The following is a 21,568-nucleotide window of genomic DNA, read 5'->3' as shown; positions in this document are numbered from 1 at the left end:
CTAAGATGCTTCTCATTAATCTTAACGTGCTTTGAAAGGTTGAAAAAATCTTGCTTTCAAAAAAAGTAGGTCTTGGTAGATTTGGGGCTACATTTTTCATAAGTAGAAATTTATGATAGATTTGGGGAAAATCATAAATTAAGTTTATGACAGATTTGGTTAATTATTTAGTTTCGATTTGGTTTTGCTAATATGAAATAAACTTTTGAATAAATCGGCTTAAATACATAAAAAATCGATAAAAAGCATGAATTTTTAACATTTAAGCGATTGTATGAAGATTTTTCTTACAAATATAAGTTGTAAAAAAATAAAGCCACTTAAAAAAGTGGCTCAATTTATTATAGTTTATATTGAATTTTAAACGTCCATTTCAGGAATATCTCCTTCAACAATTAAACGACCTTCGGTTGCATTTTTAATAGCTTCAACCGAAACACCTGGAGCTCTTTCTAAAAGTTTAAAACCTTCATCAGTTACTTCTAAAACAGCCATATTGGTCACAATCTTTTTTACGCATCCCACACCTGTTAGCGGTAATGAACATTTTTTTAGAAGTTTAGATTCACCTGCTTTATTAGTATGCATCATTGCTACAATAATATTTTCGGCACTTGCAACAAGATCCATTGCGCCTCCCATACCTTTTACCATACGTCCAGGAATTTTCCAATTGGCTATATCTCCATTCTCAGCAACTTCCATAGCACCAAGTATTGTTAAATGAACGTGCTTACCTCTAATCATTGAAAAACTAGTAGCAGAGTCAAAAAAACTAGCTCCTGGTAGTGTGGTGATAGTTTGCTTTCCAGCGTTTATAATATCAGCATCTTCATCGCCTTCAAAAGGAAAAGGACCCATACCTAAAACACCATTTTCACTTTGAAATTCAACCTCAATATCATCTCTTACATAATTGGCAACCAAAGTTGGTATTCCAATACCAAGGTTAACATAGTAACCATCTTGCACTTCTTTTGCTATGCGTTTTGCAATTCCGTTTTTGTCTAACATAATTAATCTCTTTGTCTTACTGTGCGTTGCTCAATTCGTTTTTCATAGTCTTTTCCTTGGAAAATGCGCTGTACAAAAATTCCAGGGATATGTATTTGGTTTGGATCCAATTCTCCAATAGGTACCAGCTCTTCAACCTCAGCCACAGTTATTTTGGCTGCACCACACATTACTGGGTTAAAGTTTCTTGCTGTACCTTTAAAAATTAAGTTACCAGCCTCATCACCTTTCCAAGCTTTTACAAAAGCAAAATCGGCTTCAAAGGCTTGTTCTAGCACATACATTTTTCCATTAAACTCTCTTGTTTCCTTGCCTACAGCAACTTCGGTTCCATAACCTGCAGGAGTGTAAAATGCAGGAAAACCAGATTGAGCAGCTCTACAACGTTCAGCTAAAGTGCCTTGAGGAATAAGCTCAACTTCGAGTTCTCCAGTTAGCATTTGGCGTTCAAACTCATCGTTTTCTCCTACATAAGAAGACACCATTTTTTTTATTTGATGTTTTTGAAGTAATAATCCCAATCCAAAATCGTCAACACCTGCATTGTTAGAAATACAAGTCACACCTTTTACATTGCGTTTAACCAATTCAGAAATACTGTTTTCAGGAATACCACAAAGCCCAAAACCACCAAGCATAAATGTCATATTATCAGAAACACCTTTGAGTGCTTCTGTGACATCTGCAACTTTTTTATTTATCATTTTTAAGAATATTTTCTACCGAAAAATACAAAATAAAAAAGCCATTCTAAAATGAATGGCTTTTGATTTTTTTTAAAAGTTTATGACTCCATCTAAATCCTCATCAATGGACTGACTTGCGCCTTCATCGGGTTGATAATTGTCACAATCAACTTGTATGGATAATTCATTAGGTTTTTCAAAATTACCTTTAGAAATTCCTAGCTCAGGATTTTCATAACAACTCTTCATATACAATCCCCAAATTGGTAATGCCATAGACGCTCCTTGACCATAAGTAATAGTTCTAAAGTGAGCTGCTCTATCTTCGGCACCAACCCAAACACCTGTTACTAAATTTGGGACCATTCCCATAAACCAACCATCACTTTGGTTTTGTGTAGTTCCTGTTTTTCCTGCAATTGGGTTATCAAAGCCATAAGGATAACCTGTGATTATTTCTTTATATACTTGAGTATTTCCTGCCCAAGTATGTCTTAATCTAGTACCCGAACCACCTTGGGTAACTCCTTCCATAAGATTAACGGTTACATAGGCTACCTCTTCACTTAAAACGTCTTTAGACTCTGGAGTAAACTGAAATAATACTGTGCCATTTTTATCTTCTATTCTGGTCACCAAAACAGGCTTGTTATAAACTCCTTTATTTGCAAAGGTTGAATATGCTGCAACCATTTCGTAAACACTTAAATCTGGTGTTCCTAACGCAATTGCAGGTACTGGTAGAATATCTTCTTCAACGCCTAAGTTTTTTGCCATATCAATAACTGGTTGTGGACCAACTTTATCCATTAGTCTTGCAGTAATAGTGTTTGTAGAATTGGCTAAAGCGTTCTTTAATGTTTTAAAACCTCCATATTTTCCATCAGAATTTTTAGCAGTCCAAGGCTCTGGATTTCCATACTTATTAGCTTCTATTGTAATTTGGGTATTTGGAAGCGTGTCACAAGGTGAAAGGTGCAATTGGTCAATTGCTGTAGCATATACAAAAGGCTTAAACGTTGAACCTACTTGACGCTTTCCTTGTTTTACATGGTCATACTGAAAGTGTTTATAATTAACTCCTCCAACCCATGCTTTTACATGTCCTGTTTGAGGATCCATAGACATCATACCTGTATGCAAAAATGATTTGTAGTAACGCATAGAGTCTATTGGTTTCATGATGGTATCAATTTCTCCTTTCCATGAAAACACTTCCATTTGGGTAGGTTTATCAAAAGACTCGATAATTTCTTTATCAGATTTTTTCAAATCATACTTCATGTGTCTCCATCGTTCAGACTGACGCATACTACGTTTCATTAAAGCATCAATCTCATCCAAATCTAATTCTAAAAAAGGAGCTGTTGGGTTTCTATCTGGTGTGTTTTGATGGTCAAATTCAGCTTGCAGCCTTGGCATGTGCTTTTGCACAGCGTCTTCGGCATACTGTTGCATTCTGGAATCTATTGTGGTATAAATTTTTAATCCGTCGTTGTATAAACTCCACTTTTCACCGTCTGGTTTTGGATTATCTTTAATCCACTGCTTCATAAAATCCCTTAAATATTCTCTAAAGTAAGTCGCTATTCCTGCATTGTGGGTTTCTGGAGTATAATCTAAATCTAATTCTGTTTTTTGTAATGAGTCCTTTACTGTTTCATCAATAAACTCATATTTATTCATTTGAGCTAAGACTACATTACGTCTATTTTTAACTCCAACAGGATTTCGCCTAGGATTGTACAATGATGAGTTTTTGAACATTCCAACCAACATTGCAGATTCTTTAAGGTTTAAGTCTTGTGGCTCTTTTCCAAAATAAATTCTTGATGCACTTCTTATACCATCAGCATTATTACCAAAATCATAAATATTGAAGTATTGAGCGATGATTTCTTCTTTAGTATATTGACGTTCTAATCTTGTAGCAATTATCCATTCTTTAGCTTTTTGCAATACACGCTCTATAATGTTTTTTGAACCTTCTCCATGAAATAACTGTTTCGCTAATTGCTGCGAAATTGTACTTGCTCCTCCTCCGCTTCCAAGTTTTATTGCAGCCCTTAATGTTCCTCTAGCATCAATCCCTGAATGGTCATAAAAACGCGCATCTTCGGTTGCAATTAAAGCATCAACCAAGTTTTTTGGTAGCTCGCTATAATCAACAGGTGTACGGTTGTCGTCAAAATAGAATTTACCTAGGGTTTTTCCGTCAGAAGAAATAATTTCGGTTGCTAAATTTGTTTTAGGGTTTTCTAAAACCGTATGATCAGGCATTTCACCAAAAACGCCCCAAGATGCTAATAGAAATATTAAACCTATTGAAAGGATTCCTCCTAAAAATACGATCCAAAACCAACGTATATACTTTGAGAAATCGTTCGTTTCTTGCTTTTTTGAAGCTGCTTTTTTAGCCATAATCAATTAGTATTTGAATGTTCTATTCTAAATCCTACTTCAGTAATTCCTTCTAGGTTTTCAACTCCATCAACTTTACCGTTTTCTCTCATTGCTTGCTGAATTTTAACCGTATATTCTCCTACTTCATTAAATACAAATGGTTTTTCATAACCTTTATACCAAAGTTTATTTTCTTTAACATCGGTAAATCCTTTTCCTAAAAAAGTGCCATCTGGAGCAGTCATATCATACTCTAGAGTATCTTTTTGAACCTTACCGTTTGGGTAGTTCATTTCAACAATGAGAAATAAATTACTGTACTTATAACTATTGTTGTTTCTTAAATTAAGAAATAGATTATAAGTATTGCTTGAATCTGGAGGTGTTACATTAAACGAAACTACTGAGTCTTTATTCCATTGGTTAGGTACGGTTTGGTACTCATCAAAAACAAGGTTAGAATCGCATGAGTAACAAAGGATACTCATTATAAGTGCAATACAACTATTTTTTAGCATTATTTCGAGACTTGTTATTTCGTTTTTGTTTCCCTCTATTATTTCTACGTTTCTTTTTGCATTTTGGACTATCAAAGCGTGTTAAACTATCTTGACCAACAACGTTTTCAAAAGCAACTTTAGTATCTTCAAGTAGCTCAACCGCATATTCTTCAAGGCTTGCAACCTTTTGCTTTTTCTTATTTTTTTCTATGATTTCATTGGCTTGGTCAGTAGTGAGCTTATGCCAATTCATCCATTCGCCTTCATAAGCATACCACATATGACCTTTAAAAATATCCGTTTTTTGGCAAACTGCTGTTCCTTTTTCTGTATGAAGTTTAATTTCAGTTTTAGGAAATTGCTTAAGCGCTTCTAGATAAGCGTCTAATTCATAGTTTAAGCAGCATTTTAACTTTCCGCATTGTCCTGCTAATTTTAGTGGATTAAGCGACAACTGTTGGTAACGTGCTGCTGAAGTACTTACAGACCTAAAATCTGTCAACCAAGTTGAGCAGCATAATTCTCTACCACAAGAGCCAATACCTCCAAGTCTTGCAGCTTCTTGACGAAAACCTACTTGTTTCATCTCAATACGTGTTCTAAACTCTTTAGCAAATACTTTTATAAGTTCTCTAAAGTCCACACGCTCTTCAGCAGTATAGTAAAACGTAGCTTTACTGGCGTCTCCTTGATATTCGATATCAGAGATTTTCATTTTTAGCTTTAAGTCAATCGCAAACTGTCTTGCTTTAACTTTCATAGCTTCTTCTTTATCTCTTGCAGAAGACCAAACATCAATATCTTTTTGGTTAGCTTTACGGTAAATTTTTAAGACTTCTTCTTCGTCATTAATGTCTACCTTTTTTCGCTTCATTTGAATTCTTACCAATTCTCCTGTAAGCGTTACCATACCTATATCGTGTCCTGACTTAGCTTGAGTGGCAACTATGTCTCCAATACTTAATGTTAAGTTCTCAGTGTTTTTATAATATTGCTTTCTTCCATTTTTAAACCGAACCTCAACACCAATAAAAGGTTCTTCTCCATTAGGTAAAGACATGTTTGCCAACCAATCAAAAACAGTTAGTTTATTGCAGCTATCTGTTCCGCATGTTCCATTATTCTTACATCCTTTTGGTTGACCATCTTTACCAGTTGAGCAACTGTTACAAGCCATATTTTTGAGTATATATTGATTCTGAAAAACACGTTCTTCAGAAGGAAATTAAAAAATCGTTTAAGTTGTAAATATAAGATTATTATATCGACTTAAAAAGCACTATTTAACTGAGTTTTAATTAAACTCAATTTCGTAGTTAAGTCTATTAGACAGTGACTTAAGTTGTTTTTTAGACCTAAAAATATTTGAAAACAGTGTTTGACTCCAGTTTATTTGTTTAGAAAACTCATTAAAACTTACTTCTCTCCAATTAAAGCCTTCTTTCCAAAATTTTTGAGGCGAAATGTAGCAAAATGTATAGTCAAACACAAAGCTAGATTGATTTTCAGAATTTAAACCCGTTAGAGTATTAGGTGCTAATAGAGTTATGTTATTTGTTTTACAAACCTCTTTTATGCTAGCTATTACCTCAGGATAGTCCTGAGTTAATGATGAAATATCAAAATCATTATACTCTGTATTTCCTATTTTTTGAATAGGTCGTATTTGAAGAATATCAAAACTATTTGGATTAAAGTGATTGAAAAACTCTTTTAGCTCGTAAAAATTATCTTTATTGAATGTATAATTAATTCGAACCTTAAAATTATATTTAGTTTTCAACTTAGCAAAAGCCTTAAATGCATTGTGAAACTTTTCATAGCTAGCTTTTTTCATAAAGCCTTCATAGGTTTCTTTAGTGACTCCATGCAATGAAATAGTAAACTCATTTAAGCCTGCTTTAACAAGTTCTTCAATCTTTTCTTCGGTCAATAAATTCGCATTTGTAGTTAACGAAATATAAGGTACATTATATTGTTTACCCAATGCTACAATTTTTGGTAAATCCTTAAAAAGTGTTGGTTCGGTTCCACAACCTATTTGAAGTTTTAAAGCTCTATTAAAAATTGTGTCTGCGACAAGCTTTAAGTCTTCTTCCTTAAATTGGCCTTTAAGAGTTTTTACATAGTCGGCATCTGTAAAGTAGCACATTTTACAACGTAAATTACAAGCCATTACAGGGTCTAAATTGACAGCCAAATAACGTTTGTTAAATTTATGCAACAGAAAAAGTCCTAAAAACTTTATGCGATGGCTTTTAATTTTTCTGTTGAGTTGTAAAAGTTTGTATATGTTCATTTATGACTTTTTCCCTATAGTCTCAAAAATATTTCGCAAATCTTTTTTAAACGGTAAATGGTCTGCTCTTCCTTTTTTGAAAATATCATTGCTATTGCCTTGTCCTTTACGTAATGCTTTTTGTTCTTCTTGTGGTAAACGGTTTATTTCCATACATGTTGTAGAACAGCAGTTTTCCATTTTTTCTTTACAAGCATCACATTGAATAAATAGTAAATGACAAGCTTCATTAGCACAGTTAGTGTGCATGTCAGCAGGTTCACCACACTGATGGCATTGCGCTATAACATCATCACTTATACGTTCTGAACGTCTTTGATCAAACACAAAATTTTTACCAATAAACTTATTTTCAAGCCCTTTTTCTTCAACTTGTCTTACATAATTTATAATACCGCCTTCTAACTGATAGACTTGCTTAAAGCCTTTATGTTTGTAATATGCACTAGCTTTTTCACATCTAATTCCACCAGTACAATACATCACTAGCTTTTTATCTTCCTTGTGCTCTCTTAAATCTTCTTCTATTAGGTCTAAAGACTCTCTAAAGGTATCCACATCTGGAGTAATGGCATTTTTAAAATGTCCTATTTCACTTTCGTAGTGGTTACGCATGTCTACCAAAACAGTATTAGGGTCTTCAATAAGCTCGTTAAACTTTTCAGCTTCAACATGAACTCCTTTATCAGTAACATCAAAAGTATTGTCGTTTAATCCATCAGCTACAATTTTGTCGCGTACTTTTACCTTCAGCTTTAAAAACGCATAATTATCGTGTTCAATTGCAATGTTTAAACGCACGTTTTCAAGAAAAGTGATGGTATCTAAATGCGTTTTAAAAGCATCAAAATTATCTGCAGGAACAGAAAGTTGTGCATTAATACCTTCGTGTGCAACATAAATTCTTCCCAAGACGTCAAGATCGTCCCAAGCTAAAAACATGTGATTTCTAAAAAGTTGAGTGTTGCCAATTTTGGCGTATTTGTAGAAAGAGATCGTTAAGCGTTCTTTTCCCGCTTTTTCAATAAGTTCTGCTCTTTCTTTAGCACTTAAGTTATTGTACAGTTGCATGCTATACTATTTTTTTAAGGTTAAAGATTAATTTTGGGCAAAGGTACTATTTTTTAAGGATTAGCCTTATTAAAATGCAAAAAGCACTTTATGGTTTTCATAAAGTGCTTTTAGTAGACTAACTCGTTATTAATATTTTTTCATTTAAAAATCCAAAATATAACACGAGTTAACCTCCATCGGCTTTACAGTTACTATTTATATGTATAGCAACTGAAACACCTAATGCATTGTTTACAATTGTTTTTTTAAAGAATTTCATAGCAAGATTTCCCTTAATTATTAAGTAGATGCAAAAAGTGTAAAAAGGTTGCGTCGTATGATTGAAAAAAATGAAAAGTTATCGTATTTTAGCATGATTAATTTAAGAAAACACTGTGTAGATGAGTACTGAAAAAGACGCTAAATTAAAAGCACTTAAGCTTACTTTAGATAAACTAGATAAAGCCTATGGAAAAGGGACTGTAATGAAAATGAGTGACCAAGCGGTTGCAGATGTTGATTCTATCCCTTCTGGTTCATTAGGACTTGATATTGCATTAGGAGTTGGTGGTTATCCAAGAGGTAGAATTATTGAAATTTATGGTCCGGAATCTTCTGGTAAAACAACCTTAACGTTACATGCTATTGCTGAAGCTCAAAAATCTGGAGGTATTGCTGCTTTTATTGATGCTGAGCATGCTTTTGATAGATTTTACGCTGAAAAATTAGGTGTTGACTTAGAAAATTTAATCATTTCTCAACCTGACAATGGTGAACAAGCACTTGAAATTGCTGACAACTTGGTGCGTTCTGGAGCTATTGATATTATTGTAATTGATTCTGTTGCGGCTCTTACACCTAAAAGTGAAATTGAAGGTGAAATGGGTGACTCTAAAATGGGACTACACGCACGATTAATGTCTCAAGCACTTAGAAAACTTACAGGCTCTATCAGTAAGACTAATTGTACAATGATTTTCATTAACCAATTACGCGAAAAAATTGGTGTTATGTTTGGAAACCCTGAAACTACAACTGGTGGTAATGCTTTAAAATTCTATGCTTCAGTTAGATTAGATATTAGACGCTCTACTCAAATTAAAGAATCTGACGGAAATGTTTCTGGTAATAAAACACGAGTTAAAGTGGTTAAAAATAAAGTAGCTCCACCGTTTAAAACTGCTGAATTTGATATTATGTATGGAGAAGGAGTTTCAAAAGTTGGTGAAATCTTGGATATTGCTGTTGAACATGAAATTATAAAGAAAAGCGGTTCGTGGTTTAGTTATGATGACACCAAACTAGGTCAAGGTAGAGATGCTGTAAAAAACCTAATTAAAGACAATCCAGAACTTATGGATGAACTCGAAGAGAAAGTTAGGAATACTATTAAAGAAGCTAATTAAAACTTAAAAATCCCTTAAAACGGGATTTTTTTTATTTTTTAACGCAACCTTTTTACACTTTATGTATCTACCTTTTGAAAAAGGTATTACCCAAAACCAAATTTAACTATGAAAAAAATATTATTTCTATTTGTTTTTATCCTATCACTAACGTCATGTTCGTTAGAAGATGATGCTCCCTCATTTTACTATGAGATATTACCTGTAGAGAGTGTGGATATGCCAGAAGAATTTGTATTAGGTGAAACTTACACAATATATGTAAGCTACTACAAACCATCAGGCTGTTATGTGTTTAATGACTTTTATTACGATAGTGAGTTAAACCAACGAACTATTGCTGTCATAAACACAGTATACCCAGAGCAAAGCTGTACCCAATCAGCTACTTTAGAGGAAGTATCCTTTAACTTTATGGTAAACAGTAATGGTACTTATGTGTTTAGATTTTGGCAAGGTGAAGACGAAAATGGTAACGATTTGTACTACATAGTAGAAATTCCTGTTGTTGAGTAATTAATTTGGACTAACTAATACCTTTATAATGTGAGTTTAGAGCAACTCATAGAACATTGTAAAAAAAATGATACTAAAGCTCAAAGTCAACTATATAAGCTCTATTCGAGCAAACTATTTTCGCTTTGTCTTAAGTACTCAAGAAATTATGTAGAGGCAGAAGACAATCTGCAAGATGCTTTTGTGACTATTTTCAACAAAATATCACAATATAAAAGCAAAGGTTCTTTAGAAGGCTGGATGAAACGAATAACCATTAACACTGCGTTACAAAGGTATAGAAGTGTTGGTGTTTTTGATATTGTTAATGAAGAGCAAATTGAAGATGTTAGTGTAGAAATTGATGAAGACGCAGTAACTATTGACTTTTTACTAAGCATTATTCAAGAGTTACCAGATCGTTATAGGTTAGTATTTAACCTTTATGCTCTAGACGGTTATTCGCATAAAGAAATAGCAGAGATGCTAAACATATCAACAGGAACCTCAAAATCTAATCTTGCCAGAGCACGATTGATTTTAAAAGAAAAGATTGAACAATACAAGGCGAGCATAAACTCGCAAACATTATAATGAGTGAAAAAAAGAACATAGACAGACTTTTTCAGGAGAAGCTCAAAAACTTTGAAGCCACTCCTAATGATGCTGTATGGGAAAACATTCAGGCTAACTTAAATAATAAAAAACGTAAACGCAGAGTTATTCCTATTTGGTGGAAAGTTGCAGGTGTTGCAGCATTGTTAGTGCTGTTATTTACTGTAGGTAATAGTATTTTGTCAGATTCTGGCACTACAAACACACCTTCTGAAATTGTAGATACTGAAACTCCCAATGGAGCTTCAAACAACGAAGATTCTAACAAAGACAATAGTAATTTTGAAAACAACAACAACACCTCAATAAGTAATACCACTGAAGTTGCAAATGAAAACACCAGTACTTTTGAAGAAAATAAAAATAAAACATCAAAAGGTATAAGTGATAACTCATCAAATTCAACATCTAAAGTAGCAAGCTCCAACACTACCAAAGACATCAATTATAAAACTCAAGAAAATCAAAAGCATTTTTCTAAAAATCAAAACAACCCAACTACCAATCCAAATAAAGCAACTACAGTTGCCCAAAATGATACTAAATCATCAAATAGCAATCAAAAGCCTGAAAGTCATTTGAAAAACAAAGAAGATTTAGACGATCTTATAAAAGGAGCTAAAGATTCTGAAACGACTGTTGCTCAATCATCAACTAAAGACAATAATGGTGATACAACAGAGGACAATGATCCTAAAACTAATGCTATAGATGAAGAAAACGAAAATACAGAAGACAAAACTATAGAAGACGCTATTGTTGAAGCTAATAATACAAATGAAGAAGAAAAAGAAGAATCGAAACTAAACAGGTGGAACATTTCTCCAAATGTGGCGCCTGTTTATTTCAATTCACTAGGTAAAGGTTCAGCAATTGACGAGCAATTTGTGGACAACTCCAAAACTGGTGAAATCAGTATGAGTTATGGTATTAACGGTAGCTATGCGTTTAACGATAAACTAAAAGTAAGGGTTGGTGTAAATAAAGTAGATTTAGGTTATGGCACAAACAATGTTATTGCCTACCAAAACATTGACTCTATGAGTGCTAGGTTAAGCAATGTAAAACTTAACAACAGTGCTTCTAACAATACACTAATAAGCGCTCAAAGTTTAAACAATGTTCACTCACCAGAACTTATAAAAGCTCAAGCAAATAGTTCAATCGATCAGCAATTTGGGTTTATAGAAGTTCCTATTGAACTGGAGTATACATTGTTAAATAAAAAGGTAGGAATTAATGTTATTGGTGGTTTCAGTACGTTGTTTGTAAACAAAAATGAGATTTATGCTATTAATGAAAATGGTAGAACTCTTATAGGTGAAGCTACTAATATAAAAGACATGAGTTATAGTGCCAATTTTGGATTAGGAATGAACTATAACTTATCAGAAAAAGTAAAAATAAATCTTGAACCTATGTTCAAGTACCAAATAAATACGTTCTCTAACAGTTCAGGTGATTTTCAACCTTACTTTATTGGCGTATATACAGGTTTAAGTTATAAGTTTTAGGTTTTTTTAGTTGGTTAGATTAGTTATTGCAAACTCGCAATGATGACTAAAAGCTGCTCTGTGCCAAGGGCAGCTTTTTAGGTTTTATGATACTTTGATAACTGATTTAAAATAATGCTATGCGCTTTAGAATTCAATGGTTTTGTTGCGTCAACTTTAAGTCCATTAGTGATTAAAAACTTATGTACTTTAACTCTCATTTTCCCGGGTCCTCCACTAAAAAAAGTATAAGAAAATCGTTTTTTATTATCAGCAAAAGTTAAAGGTACAATTGGTATTTGATGGTTAATAGCCATTCTAAAAGCACCATCTTTAAATTCGTCTAAAACAATACTTTCATCAGGAACACCACCTTCAGGAAAAATACAAATACTCATACCTTGTTTAAGTCTTCGTTGCGCTCTTAAAAAAACTGCTTTTCGGCTTTTTTCACTACTTCTGTCTACTAATATACTTGTACGTTTATAGAAAAATCCAAACAAAGGTATTTTAGCTAATTCAGCTTTTCCAACAAACACAAATGGATTTTTAACAGCCACTAGCATTAGCATAATGTCTGTCATAGAGGTGTGGTTAGCAATAAACATATAGCTTTTTCCTTTTTCAGGTGTTTGCTCTCTTTCAATTTTGTAATTGAAACCCATCCCAATTAAAATAAACTTAGCCCAAATGCGTGCTAACTTAAAAAAAAATGGATACCAAGACTCTTTTAAGATAGAAATTAAAAGTACAGGAAAGAGCACAATTATAGGTAGTGCTACTAAAATGTAGAACCAAATCCTGTATAAAACCCAAAAAATGTACTTAAAAATTTTCATAAGCCTCAAAACTACTCAAATTAATTCAACAATTCTACTAAAAAAATTACCTTTGCTGACGATATAATCAAGTTTAATTTAATGAGATTCTCCCTTAAGAGGGAAGTTGATATGGCAAGAATTTTAACAGGAATACAAAGTACAGGAACTCCACATTTAGGCAATATTTTAGGTGCAATTATACCTGCAATAGAAATGGCAAACGATCAAAAAAACGAATCGTTTTTATTTATTGCCAATTTGCATACACTAACACAAATAAAGGATGCTGAGGAGTTACGACACAATACCTACTCTGTTGCAGCAACTTGGTTAGCGTTTGGGTTAGATGTTGAAAAAACCGTGTTTTACAGACAAAGCGATGTACCTCAAGTAACCGAACTAGCTTGGTATTTAGACTGCTTTTTTCCTTATCAACGTTTAAAATTAGCGCATGGTTTTAAAGACAAAGCTGATAGACTAGACGATGTAAATGCTGGTTTGTTTATGTACCCAATGCTTATGGCTGCTGATATTTTATTATACGATGCCAATATTGTTCCTGTTGGAAAAGACCAATTACAACACCTTGAAATGACACGTGATGTAGCGACTCGTTTTCATACTAAAATGGGTGAAACTTTTGTTTTACCAGAGGCTAAAGTTCAAGAAAGCACCAAACTCATTCCTGGAACCGATGGTGAAAAAATGAGTAAGAGTAGAGGTAATTTTATCAATATCTTTTTAGCTGATAAAAAGTTGCGTAAACAAATTATGTCTATTGAAACTGATAGCACACCTCTTGAAGAGCCAAAAGACTGGAAAGCTTGTAATTGTTTTGCGATTTATAGCTTACTAGCTACAGAAAGTCAAATAGAAACCATGAAAGCCAATTATGAAAAAGGTGGTTATGGTTATGGACATGCTAAACAGGCTTTGTTTGAATTAATTATTGAAAAATTTGCGAAACAACGTGAGCAATACAACTACTATATGAATAACCTTAGCGAAATTGATAAAGCACTTGCTTTAGGTGCTGAGAAAGCCAAAGTGGTTGCTGACGATGTTTTAAAAAGAGTTAGAGAAAAAGCTGGTTATTAAATAACCTCAAACAGCTTTCCTGGTAAAGGCCTTATTACGCCTTTTAACTCCATATTTAGCAAGGTACTGCTTACTTTAAAAATAGGTAAGTTGCAGTTAATGGCTATGACATCTAGTTGTTGCTTTTCGTTTTCTTTTAGGTAATTATATATTACTTTTTCTGTAGTATCGAGTTCAACAAACAATTGCTTTTGTACAGCTGGCTTTTTTTCGCCTTCTAACTGCCAATTTAATATGTATGGAATATCTAATGGTGTAGTTAATGCGTGCGCCTTTTGATATTTAATCAAATTATTGCAACCTACACTTTGCAAATCGGTAGTTCTTCCAGGAACAGCAAATACATCTCTGTTATATGAGCTTGCAATATCAGCAGTGACCAAGCTACCTCCTTTTTCTGCAGATTCAATAACTACAGTAGCTTCACTAAGTCCTGCAATTATCCTGTTGCGTTTTAAAAAATTGGTTCTGTCAAAAACGTCAGTACTCCAAAAATCGGTAAAAAACCCTCCATGCTTCTCAACATCAACCATATATTTTTTATGGGTTTTAGGATAAATTTGATTTAAACCATGAGCTAAGCAACCTATGGTTTGCAAATTATGTTGTAATGCTGCTTTTTGGGCAGTAATATCTGTTCCATAAGCAAACCCTGAAACGATTACAAGATTAAAAACAGCTAATTCTTCAACCAACTTTTCGCAAAAGGCTATACCATATGTAGTAATTTTTCTTGCTCCAACAATGCTAATAATGCGTTTTTCTTTAAGGTTGATATTTCCAGACTGAAACAACACAATTGGTCCATCAATACAATGTTTTAACCGTTCTGGATAATCGTTATCCATAAAATATAAGCAAGCAATATTGTTGTCTTCAATAAATTTAATTTCATTTTCAGCAGCTACAATATGCGATGAATTAAACAAATCGCTAATTGTAGCACTACCAATACCATCTATTTTTAAAAGGTTTTGCTTCTTTTCTTTTAAAACTGCTTCAGCAGAACCACAACTTTTTATAAGCTTCTTAGCGGTAATATCACCAATATTTGGTACGTGTTGTAACGCCAATGTATAAATTAATTGTTCGGTATTCATAACTATTACGCTGGTTTTGAACCTACAATAAACTAAATTTTAAAGTGTTAATAAATAGTTAAGCCGAATTTTTATTCGCATACAAAAATTTTTAACTTTGTTTTTATGCAATTGGAAACCTACATAAGTGATTTGTTATACAGATATGATTGTGTAACTATACCAGAGTTTGGAGCGTTTTTAACCAAAAGCGTTTCTGCAAAAGTACATGAGTCTACTAACTCATTCTACCCTCCAAAAAAAGTGTTGTCTTTTAACGAGCAACTACAACATAATGATGGTTTATTATCATCTTATATTGCTGAGGTAGAAAAAATCCCTTATGAGGTTGCTTCTCAAAAACTAAACAAGCACGTTAAATCTATTAAATCGTATTTGGTTCAAGGTGAAACCTTAACCTTTGATAATATTGGTGAATTGGTTTTAAATGCTGAAGGAAAAATTGTTTTTGACCCTTCTTATCACATCAATTACTTAACTGATGCTTTTGGTTTATCTCAATTTGTATCAAATCAAGTTACTAGAGAAGTATACAAAGAAGACGTTGAAACTATTGAGAACGTCATTCCAATTACCGTAACTCCTGAAAAACGTAAATCTAGACCATATTTAAAATATGCTGCCATTGCTGTTCTATTTTTAGGTCTTGGTGGTTTTGTAGCTTCTAACTACTACATTAATGAAATAGAATCTCAAAATCAATTAGCACAAGAAGAAGCTAACACCCAACTAGACAACAAAGTACAAGAGGCTACGTTTGTAATTGAAAATCCTTTACCTGCTGCAACACTAACTGTTGAAAAACAACAAGGCAACTACCACATTATTGCTGGTGCTTTTAGAGTTGAAGAAAACTCTGATAAGAAAGTAGCACAGTTAAAAGCACTTGGTTATAAGGCTAGAAAAATTGGTGTTAACAAATATGGCTTACACGAGGTAGTATATTCTAGTCATGTTGATAGACTTGAAGCTCTTAAAACCTTGCGTGACATAAAAAGAACCCATAATCCTGACGCTTGGTTATTAGTAAAAGCATTAAACTAATATTTTCTTTCTTTAGTTTTTAAAAGCACCTTACCTTTGCATTCAAATTCATAGACATGAAAGCAAAGACACCCAATGCATCTAAAACTGTAATGACCGACTTGGTACTTCCAAGTGAAACCAATCCATTAAACAACCTTTTTGGAGGAGAGCTTTTAGCTCGTATGGATCGTGCTGCAAGTATTGCTGCAAGACGCCACAGCAGACGTATTGTAGTTACTGCTTCGGTTAACCATGTGGCTTTTAATAGGTCAGTACCATTAGGGAGTGTTGTGACTGTTGAAGCTAAGGTATCAAGAGCTTTTAAAACATCTATGGAAGTTTATATTGACGTTTGGATTGATGATAGAGAGTCTGGAATTAAAACCAAAGCTAACGAAGCTATATACACTTTTGTAGCTGTAGATGAAACTGGAAGACCTGTATCTGTTCCTGAGATTGTTCCTGAAACCGATTTAGAAAAAGAGCGCTTTGATGCTGCCTTAAGACGTAAACAGTTGAGTTTGGTACTTGCAGGAAAGCTAAAACCAAACGACGCAACTGAACTTAAAGCATTGTTTGAGTAATTTGTTTTTAGGGTTCCCTATCGTGTAAGGAATAATAGAGTTTTCAAAATGCTATCACATTTTGTAAATCCTAAAATAGTTTTCAAAATGCTATCACATTTTGTAAATCCAGCTTGCAGGATTTTGAGTTTGGGAGTCTTTGTAAACTCCAAAACCTAGCATAGTTTCACCTGTATTTTTATTGGTAAACACCTCTCCTATTTCTTGTTTGGTAGTAATCTTATCGCCTTTTTTGACGTAAATTTTTGATAGGTTTTTATAAACTGTAATGTAGTTACCATGCCTAATCATAATTACAGGATTAGCATTTGGTATAACTAAAATTTCAGAAACTTCACCATCAAAAACCGCTCGCACTTTTGCTCCTTGTTCGGTTGCAATTCTAACTCCAGGACTATTAAACGTTACAGTTCTATCAATTGGTGATGGTTGGTTACCATAGCGTACTTTAACAACTCCTTTTTCAACAGGCCAAGGTAATTGTCCTTTGTTAGATTGAAAGTTAGCAGCCAACTGTTTAGCTTCAGCTGTTAATGCAAACCCTTTAGATGTAGTGGATTTTCCTGCTTTTTTATTAGACGCAGCAATAGCTTCTTTAATTAACCTGTCAATCTCTTTGTCAATTTTATCTATTTCCTGCTGCTTTACTTTTATTTGAGACACATATTTACTCATGTTTTGGCGTATAGAAGCCATAAGTGTTTCGTGCTCTTTGAGTTCTCCTTCCAACTGCTTTTTGGCAATTCGGTTTTCTTCAATAAGCTTTTGCTTGTCTTCTCTTTGTTGTATTAAAGACGTATTTAATTCTTGTAAACGTGCAGTTTTTGATTTAATCGCTTCGCCTTGTTCTTCTTGGTAATTTCTATATTGCTTTAAGTATTGTAAACGCTTATAAGCTTGCTGAAAATTATCTGCCGATAACAGAAACATGATTTTACTTTGCTCTGACTTGCTTTTATAAGACTTTACAATCATTGCAGCATAATCTGCTTTAAGCTGTTTTAATTGCTCTCTAAGGCTGGAAATTTCATTTTGGTTATCGTTGATTTCCCTAGTTAATAAATTGGCTTGGTCATTAGTAATTTTAATCAGGTTTTTTCTAACATTTACCTTGTAGTTAAGGTCTTCTACCAATGAAATTACTGACTTTTCCTTTTTCTTATCAGAAAATAGCAAGGCATTTAATTGCTTTAATTCATTTTGATATTTCTTACGTTGGGCTTCGAGTTCCTTTTGCTTATCACTTTGCGCAAAACCGAAACCAATGTTCATAAAGAAACATATCATTACTATTAAGGTTGGCTTACTATACATGTTATAACATTATTTCTTTAAACCCTGTAGGTATTTTAAATGGAAAACGTACTTCTTCATTAAGTGACACTGATTTGTACTCCAAATCAATAGTAACTTCACTGGTTGATTCAACAGCAGAAATGTGTATGTTTTCTGGAACTATTTGTCGTTGTACTTCCTGATAGGATTTATAATCTACTTGCAACATACGTTGCTGTAATGGTTGATACAGTTGTTGAGAATCCATTTTAAAATGTCCTGGATTAATTAAGTAAAACAGCTCTAATACTGCTTTTTGGTTTTTAGGCTCAAGCACATAAGATTCTTGATGGGTTGATGCTTTGTAGGTGTCATCTTTTAGATTATAAATAGCTTCTCCCACAAGTAGGTTTTGAACCTTTTTAAAATCTAATTCTACTCCTAAAATATTACTTAGCAAGGTGTAGTCACCATCAAAATACTGATTGTTTATTTTGTCGTAAAACTGAACTCTATCTGGTGTTATCATGGCTCTAGCTAAACCCAAAGTAGCACTCAACCAGATGGTTTCATCTTTTTTTATTCTAAGGTTTACTGTATAGCCTTGAGAGTCGTCACCTTGAGTATAGTCTATTTTTACTTTGGCTTGCAAGGTTTTAAATCGGATTTCCTGTTTAGAATTTTCTCTAATAAGTTGTTTTGCAGTAATGCTTGTATTGAGCGTTCCAGTGTCAGTAACGCTTTTGGTAGATTTACATCCATAAACAGCACATACCACAACTGTAACAACTAATATTTTAATTTGCTTCATCATAGATTTTCAGGAACATTATTGTTGACCACCAGCAATAGCTTGGGCTTTTTTAGCAAACGTTTCAGATTTTGATATATTATTATTCAATTTATATGCAGTGCTTAACTGCGTGTAAAAATCGGCTTCCATTTTAGGATCATCAATAATATAATCTAATCCTGTTTCTAAACTTTCAATTGCTTGCTTTGGTAGCTTTAGCTTATTGTTTGCAACACCATTTATAAGGTAAAATATGGGTTGTGCAGGATAAAGTTCTAACGCTTGATTACTCTTAACAACTACTTTATCATTTTGATTAAGTTCTAACTGAAGTAACAATACATCTTTAATAATGTTGTAGTTGCTAGGCTCTTGCTTTAAAGCTTCCTCATAGTAGCTTAGTGCTTTGGTTTTGTCTCCAGATTTTAAGTAATACTGACCTAATTCTAATAGTGTTTTTTTGCTTTTATCATTATCCACCAAAGCTGTAACATCTACTAATTGCGATTCGTACTCAGGATGCTTAGATACAAACTCTACAAAATCGTTAAATACTTTTGTTTTTGCCTCAGGATTAATCGATGCACTTGTAAGTACAATTTTCATAGAGTTAATGGCATTTTGAGTGTCATTATCATTTAAATAAAACTTATACAATGCAAGATGAACCAATTGCGATTCTGGATTGATCTCCAAAAGACGTTGAGCTGTATCAAACGCTTTTTGTGTGTCTCCTATTTCGCTATATCTGTACACGAGTTTTAAATAATTGTCTTCGTTTTGAGGATTGTTTTTTACTCGGTCTTCAAGATTTTCAATGCGATCGTCATCATTCCCTGTTATGTTATAGATTTGATTTCGCATATAATCTCTATTCTCACTAATCCCAAATTCTTCATCTAACTCATCAAGAAGTTTTATAGCGTCTTTATACTTTTCGGCTTTTATGTATAATCCTGCTAGGTCTTCTTTGTAGTCTGGATGGTATTTAACAAGCTGCTTAACGGTTTTTACAGCTTTGTCAACATCATTCTGCTGAATGTAAACATCATAAAGCTCGTCCATGTACCACTCGTTTTCTGGTGACTTTGAAATGGCTTTTCTTAGAGCATCTTCAGCAGCTCCAAAGTTTTTAAGCTTATTATAGTTTTTACCCAACTCGAAATACAAAGCAGCATCAGAATCGTCAATTTTTATGCATTTTAAAAGAGCATCTACTGCACGTTGGTAGTTTTCAATACCTTTTTGCTTTAGGGCTTCAAAAAATAATTCTTGATATGCGTCTTCGACATTACCTAAATCATCGTCTGGTCGTTTGTTAAAATCGACTTGAGCAATACTAGTTTGTGGAATAAAAAATAGTCCAAATAGTATGGCAACGATGTAGGTATTGTATTTCATTATTAGTGTTTCTTTGCTTTGTCTTGAATGCTATTGCAATTGTTATTCCAAACTTAGGTTTAAAAGATTCCTGTTTTCACAGGAATTTATTCCAAAACCGAATAATCTCCAATACTAATGGTTTTAAAGTTTCCGTCATAGGAAACATGATTACCAATCATAGCATCCTCTAAATTAGCATTTTTAACGGTTGTATGCGTTTGAATTAAGCTATTTTTAACGGTTGAATTTTCAATAACGCAATTATTGCCAATAGAAACGTTTGGACCTACTGTTGTATTGTTTAATACCACATTCTCTCCTATAAAACAAGGCTCTATGATTTTTGAATTGTGAAGTGTCACAGAATCGCTAATTAGGTGCTCACCATCATTTTTAAGAAAATTGAGCATTTTACTATTGGTTTGAACCGTTACAGGTTTGTTACCACAGTCCATCCATTCATCAACAGTTCCTGTTTTAAAGACTTTTCCTTCTGCCATCATGCGTTTTATACCATCATTTATTTGGTATTCGCCACCATTCATAATATTTTCATCAAGGACTTCTTGTAGTTTGCTTTTTAAAACGCCTACATCTTTAAAATAGTAAATACCAATAACCGCTTGGTCACTAACAAATTCTTGAGGTTTTTCAACCAGTTCAATAATTTCGTTGTTAGTGTTAAGTTTTACAACTCCAAACGCTTGAGGGTTTTCAACCTGTTTAGTCCAGATTACAGCATCAGCTTCTGGATCTAAATTAAAATCGGCTCTTATTAATGTATCAGCATAGGCAATAACTGCAGGTCCTGAAAGTGATGCTTTAGCGCTCATTATAGCATGTCCTGTTCCTAAAGGTTGGTCTTGCCTATAAATTGACGCTTTAGCTCCTAAATCAGTCGCTAATGTAGTTAAACTATCTACAACATCGTCGCCAAAAAAAGCAGGATCTCCTAAAACAAAAGCGACTTCTTCAATTGGTTGTTTTAAAATTTTAGCAATATCTTTTACTAATCGATGTACTATTGGTTGTCCAGCAACAGGAATTAATGGTTTTGGAACTGTTAATGTGTGCGGACGAAGTCGAGAACCTCGACCAGCCATTGGTACTATTATTTTCATATTACTGCCTGCGAAAGCAGGTATCTTTATTGTGTTAAACTTAATTCCTATAAAAGTAGGAATCTCTTTATTCTCTTAGTTTGCTAAAATTTAGATTCCAATTGGCACTAATATCTATCCAATTAGGATTCATTTCTTCTATCAATTCAATTTTCCAATTTCTTTTCCATTTTTTGAATTGCCTTTCTCTCTTTTCAGCATCTTTTCCATTTTCAAACTCTTCAAAATAGACAAGCATAGTACAATTATACTTGGCTGTGAAAGATTTTGGGTAAACTTTTAGTTTATGTTCTTTTACCCTTTCTTCAATATTATCAGAAACACCAATATACAAAACTCCATTAGCTCTATTGCTCATTATATACACATACCACAGTTTCATACAATTGCTAAAAGAGATTCC

The 21,568-nt window shown here is 33.3% G+C and carries 21 protein-coding genes; 7 read left to right on the top strand and 14 right to left on the bottom strand.

The window, feature by feature from the left end; genetic code table 11:
• Window positions 1-360: 360 nt before the first annotated feature.
• From ABD011_RS02265 to trhO, 7 genes are all read right to left on the bottom strand, one after another.
• The gene (locus ABD011_RS02265) at window positions 361-1,014 is read right to left on the bottom strand and encodes a 3-oxoacid CoA-transferase subunit B (RefSeq protein WP_131506325.1); all 654 of its coding nucleotides are present in this window, start codon (window positions 1,012-1,014) and stop codon (window positions 361-363) included.
• Window positions 1,015-1,016: 2 nt separating this feature from the next.
• Window positions 1,017-1,718 (bottom strand): CoA transferase subunit A, encoded by a 702-nt coding sequence (locus ABD011_RS02260; RefSeq protein WP_129759713.1) that lies wholly within the window; start codon window positions 1,716-1,718, stop codon window positions 1,017-1,019.
• Window positions 1,719-1,790: 72 nt separating this feature from the next.
• Entirely contained in the window at window positions 1,791-4,121 is a 2,331-nt protein-coding gene (locus tag ABD011_RS02255; RefSeq protein ID WP_343795447.1) for a penicillin-binding protein 1A, read from the bottom strand.
• A 2-nt stretch (window positions 4,122-4,123) separates the two neighbouring features.
• Complete coding sequence (locus ABD011_RS02250) at window positions 4,124-4,624, bottom strand: gliding motility lipoprotein GldH (RefSeq protein WP_486323397.1); 501 nt, start codon at window positions 4,622-4,624, stop codon at window positions 4,124-4,126.
• Entirely contained in the window at window positions 4,608-5,780 is a 1,173-nt protein-coding gene (locus ABD011_RS02245) for a PSP1 domain-containing protein (protein ID WP_343795443.1), read from the bottom strand. Before ABD011_RS02245 ends, ABD011_RS02250 begins: the two co-directional genes overlap by 17 nt.
• Before the next feature lie 117 nt (window positions 5,781-5,897).
• Window positions 5,898-6,902 (bottom strand): radical SAM protein, encoded by a 1,005-nt coding sequence (locus tag ABD011_RS02240; RefSeq protein ID WP_343795441.1) that lies wholly within the window; start codon window positions 6,900-6,902, stop codon window positions 5,898-5,900.
• The gene (trhO, locus tag ABD011_RS02235) at window positions 6,903-7,973 is read right to left on the bottom strand and encodes an oxygen-dependent tRNA uridine(34) hydroxylase TrhO (protein WP_343795439.1); all 1,071 of its coding nucleotides are present in this window, start codon (window positions 7,971-7,973) and stop codon (window positions 6,903-6,905) included.
• A 383-nt stretch (window positions 7,974-8,356) separates the two neighbouring features.
• On the opposite strand from trhO, the gene recA reads away from it, so the two are divergent.
• The 4 genes from recA (at window position 8,357) to ABD011_RS02215 (ending at window position 11,985) form a co-directional block, all read left to right on the top strand.
• Window positions 8,357-9,361, top strand: coding sequence for a recombinase RecA (gene recA, locus ABD011_RS02230; RefSeq protein ID WP_131506330.1), 1,005 nt, complete (start codon window positions 8,357-8,359; stop codon window positions 9,359-9,361).
• Window positions 9,362-9,469: 108 nt separating this feature from the next.
• Window positions 9,470-9,877 (top strand): membrane lipoprotein lipid attachment site-containing protein, encoded by a 408-nt coding sequence (locus tag ABD011_RS02225; protein ID WP_343795436.1) that lies wholly within the window; start codon window positions 9,470-9,472, stop codon window positions 9,875-9,877.
• A 30-nt stretch (window positions 9,878-9,907) separates the two neighbouring features.
• Window positions 9,908-10,450, top strand: a complete 543-nt coding sequence (locus tag ABD011_RS02220; protein ID WP_129759721.1) for an RNA polymerase sigma factor — start codon at window positions 9,908-9,910, stop codon at window positions 10,448-10,450.
• The gene (locus tag ABD011_RS02215) at window positions 10,450-11,985 is read left to right on the top strand and encodes a hypothetical protein (protein WP_343795434.1); all 1,536 of its coding nucleotides are present in this window, start codon (window positions 10,450-10,452) and stop codon (window positions 11,983-11,985) included. The genes ABD011_RS02220 and ABD011_RS02215 overlap by 1 nt, the downstream gene beginning before the upstream one ends.
• A gap of 77 nt (window positions 11,986-12,062) precedes the next feature.
• Here ABD011_RS02215 and ABD011_RS02210 read toward each other — a convergent pair whose 3' ends face one another.
• Window positions 12,063-12,803 (bottom strand): lysophospholipid acyltransferase family protein, encoded by a 741-nt coding sequence (locus ABD011_RS02210; RefSeq protein ID WP_131506334.1) that lies wholly within the window; start codon window positions 12,801-12,803, stop codon window positions 12,063-12,065.
• Between the two features lie 111 nt (window positions 12,804-12,914).
• Here ABD011_RS02210 and trpS point away from each other — a divergent pair, with 111 nt between their 5' ends.
• Window positions 12,915-13,883 carry a tryptophan--tRNA ligase gene (gene trpS, locus ABD011_RS02205; RefSeq protein ID WP_343795431.1) on the top strand — a complete coding sequence of 323 codons (969 nt, stop codon included), beginning with the start codon at window positions 12,915-12,917 and terminating at the stop codon, window positions 13,881-13,883.
• Here the strand turns inward: trpS and dprA are convergent.
• On the bottom strand, window positions 13,880-14,983 hold the full coding sequence (gene dprA / locus ABD011_RS02200) for a DNA-processing protein DprA (protein WP_343795429.1): 1,104 nt from the start codon (window positions 14,981-14,983) through the stop codon (window positions 13,880-13,882). The two genes, trpS and dprA, sit on opposite strands and share 4 nt — an antisense overlap.
• A gap of 105 nt (window positions 14,984-15,088) precedes the next feature.
• On the opposite strand from dprA, the gene ABD011_RS02195 reads away from it, so the two are divergent.
• On the top strand, window positions 15,089-16,027 hold the full coding sequence (locus tag ABD011_RS02195) for an HU domain-containing protein (RefSeq protein ID WP_262732411.1): 939 nt from the start codon (window positions 15,089-15,091) through the stop codon (window positions 16,025-16,027).
• A gap of 56 nt (window positions 16,028-16,083) precedes the next feature.
• Window positions 16,084-16,593: an acyl-CoA thioesterase gene (locus tag ABD011_RS02190; RefSeq protein ID WP_129759727.1), complete on the top strand. Its 510-nt coding sequence runs from the start codon at window positions 16,084-16,086 to the stop codon at window positions 16,591-16,593.
• 93 nt (window positions 16,594-16,686) lie between these two features.
• Here ABD011_RS02190 and ABD011_RS02185 read toward each other — a convergent pair whose 3' ends face one another.
• From ABD011_RS02185 to ABD011_RS02165, 5 genes are all read right to left on the bottom strand, one after another.
• Window positions 16,687-17,865 carry a murein hydrolase activator EnvC family protein gene (locus ABD011_RS02185; RefSeq protein ID WP_343795425.1) on the bottom strand — a complete coding sequence of 393 codons (1,179 nt, stop codon included), beginning with the start codon at window positions 17,863-17,865 and terminating at the stop codon, window positions 16,687-16,689.
• A 43-nt stretch (window positions 17,866-17,908) separates the two neighbouring features.
• Complete coding sequence (gene lolB1 / locus ABD011_RS02180; protein WP_343795423.1) at window positions 17,909-18,682, bottom strand: lipoprotein insertase outer membrane protein LolB1; 774 nt, start codon at window positions 18,680-18,682, stop codon at window positions 17,909-17,911.
• A gap of 15 nt (window positions 18,683-18,697) precedes the next feature.
• Window positions 18,698-20,062, bottom strand: coding sequence for a tetratricopeptide repeat protein (locus ABD011_RS02175; RefSeq protein WP_343795421.1), 1,365 nt, complete (start codon window positions 20,060-20,062; stop codon window positions 18,698-18,700).
• A gap of 86 nt (window positions 20,063-20,148) precedes the next feature.
• Entirely contained in the window at window positions 20,149-21,165 is a 1,017-nt protein-coding gene (locus ABD011_RS02170) for a sugar phosphate nucleotidyltransferase (RefSeq protein WP_343795419.1), read from the bottom strand.
• Between the two features lie 67 nt (window positions 21,166-21,232).
• The gene (locus ABD011_RS02165) at window positions 21,233-21,547 is read right to left on the bottom strand and encodes a GIY-YIG nuclease family protein (protein WP_343795417.1); all 315 of its coding nucleotides are present in this window, start codon (window positions 21,545-21,547) and stop codon (window positions 21,233-21,235) included.
• Window positions 21,548-21,568 lie beyond the last annotated feature (21 nt).

Source organism: Gaetbulibacter jejuensis (genome assembly GCF_039524015.1).
Taxonomy (GTDB): domain Bacteria; phylum Bacteroidota; class Bacteroidia; order Flavobacteriales; family Flavobacteriaceae; genus Gaetbulibacter_B; species Gaetbulibacter_B jejuensis.
Note: the sequence above shows the minus strand (reverse complement) of the source record. Positions and strands in the feature narration are given on the sequence as shown.

Coding starts and splice junctions, on each gene's coding strand:
- ABD011_RS02265 (WP_131506325.1), bottom strand. CDS start 1,014: ATGTTAGACAAAAACGGAATTGCAAAACGCATAGCAAAAGAAGTGCAA.
- ABD011_RS02260 (WP_129759713.1), bottom strand. CDS start 1,718: ATGATAAATAAAAAAGTTGCAGATGTCACAGAAGCACTCAAAGGTGTT.
- ABD011_RS02255 (WP_343795447.1), bottom strand. CDS start 4,121: ATGGCTAAAAAAGCAGCTTCAAAAAAGCAAGAAACGAACGATTTCTCA.
- ABD011_RS02245 (WP_343795443.1), bottom strand. CDS start 5,780: ATGGCTTGTAACAGTTGCTCAACTGGTAAAGATGGTCAACCAAAAGGA.
- ABD011_RS02240 (WP_343795441.1), bottom strand. CDS start 6,902: ATGAACATATACAAACTTTTACAACTCAACAGAAAAATTAAAAGCCAT.
- trhO (WP_343795439.1), bottom strand. CDS start 7,973: ATGCAACTGTACAATAACTTAAGTGCTAAAGAAAGAGCAGAACTTATT.
- recA (WP_131506330.1), top strand. CDS start 8,357: ATGAGTACTGAAAAAGACGCTAAATTAAAAGCACTTAAGCTTACTTTA.
- ABD011_RS02225 (WP_343795436.1), top strand. CDS start 9,470: ATGAAAAAAATATTATTTCTATTTGTTTTTATCCTATCACTAACGTCA.
- ABD011_RS02215 (WP_343795434.1), top strand. CDS start 10,450: ATGAGTGAAAAAAAGAACATAGACAGACTTTTTCAGGAGAAGCTCAAA.
- ABD011_RS02210 (WP_131506334.1), bottom strand. CDS start 12,803: ATGAAAATTTTTAAGTACATTTTTTGGGTTTTATACAGGATTTGGTTC.
- trpS (WP_343795431.1), top strand. CDS start 12,915: ATGGCAAGAATTTTAACAGGAATACAAAGTACAGGAACTCCACATTTA.
- dprA (WP_343795429.1), bottom strand. CDS start 14,983: ATGAATACCGAACAATTAATTTATACATTGGCGTTACAACACGTACCA.
- ABD011_RS02195 (WP_262732411.1), top strand. CDS start 15,089: ATGCAATTGGAAACCTACATAAGTGATTTGTTATACAGATATGATTGT.
- ABD011_RS02190 (WP_129759727.1), top strand. CDS start 16,084: ATGAAAGCAAAGACACCCAATGCATCTAAAACTGTAATGACCGACTTG.
- ABD011_RS02185 (WP_343795425.1), bottom strand. CDS start 17,865: ATGAACATTGGTTTCGGTTTTGCGCAAAGTGATAAGCAAAAGGAACTC.
- lolB1 (WP_343795423.1), bottom strand. CDS start 18,682: ATGATGAAGCAAATTAAAATATTAGTTGTTACAGTTGTGGTATGTGCT.
- ABD011_RS02175 (WP_343795421.1), bottom strand. CDS start 20,062: ATGAAATACAATACCTACATCGTTGCCATACTATTTGGACTATTTTTT.
- ABD011_RS02170 (WP_343795419.1), bottom strand. CDS start 21,165: ATGAAAATAATAGTACCAATGGCTGGTCGAGGTTCTCGACTTCGTCCG.
- ABD011_RS02165 (WP_343795417.1), bottom strand. CDS start 21,547: ATGAAACTGTGGTATGTGTATATAATGAGCAATAGAGCTAATGGAGTT.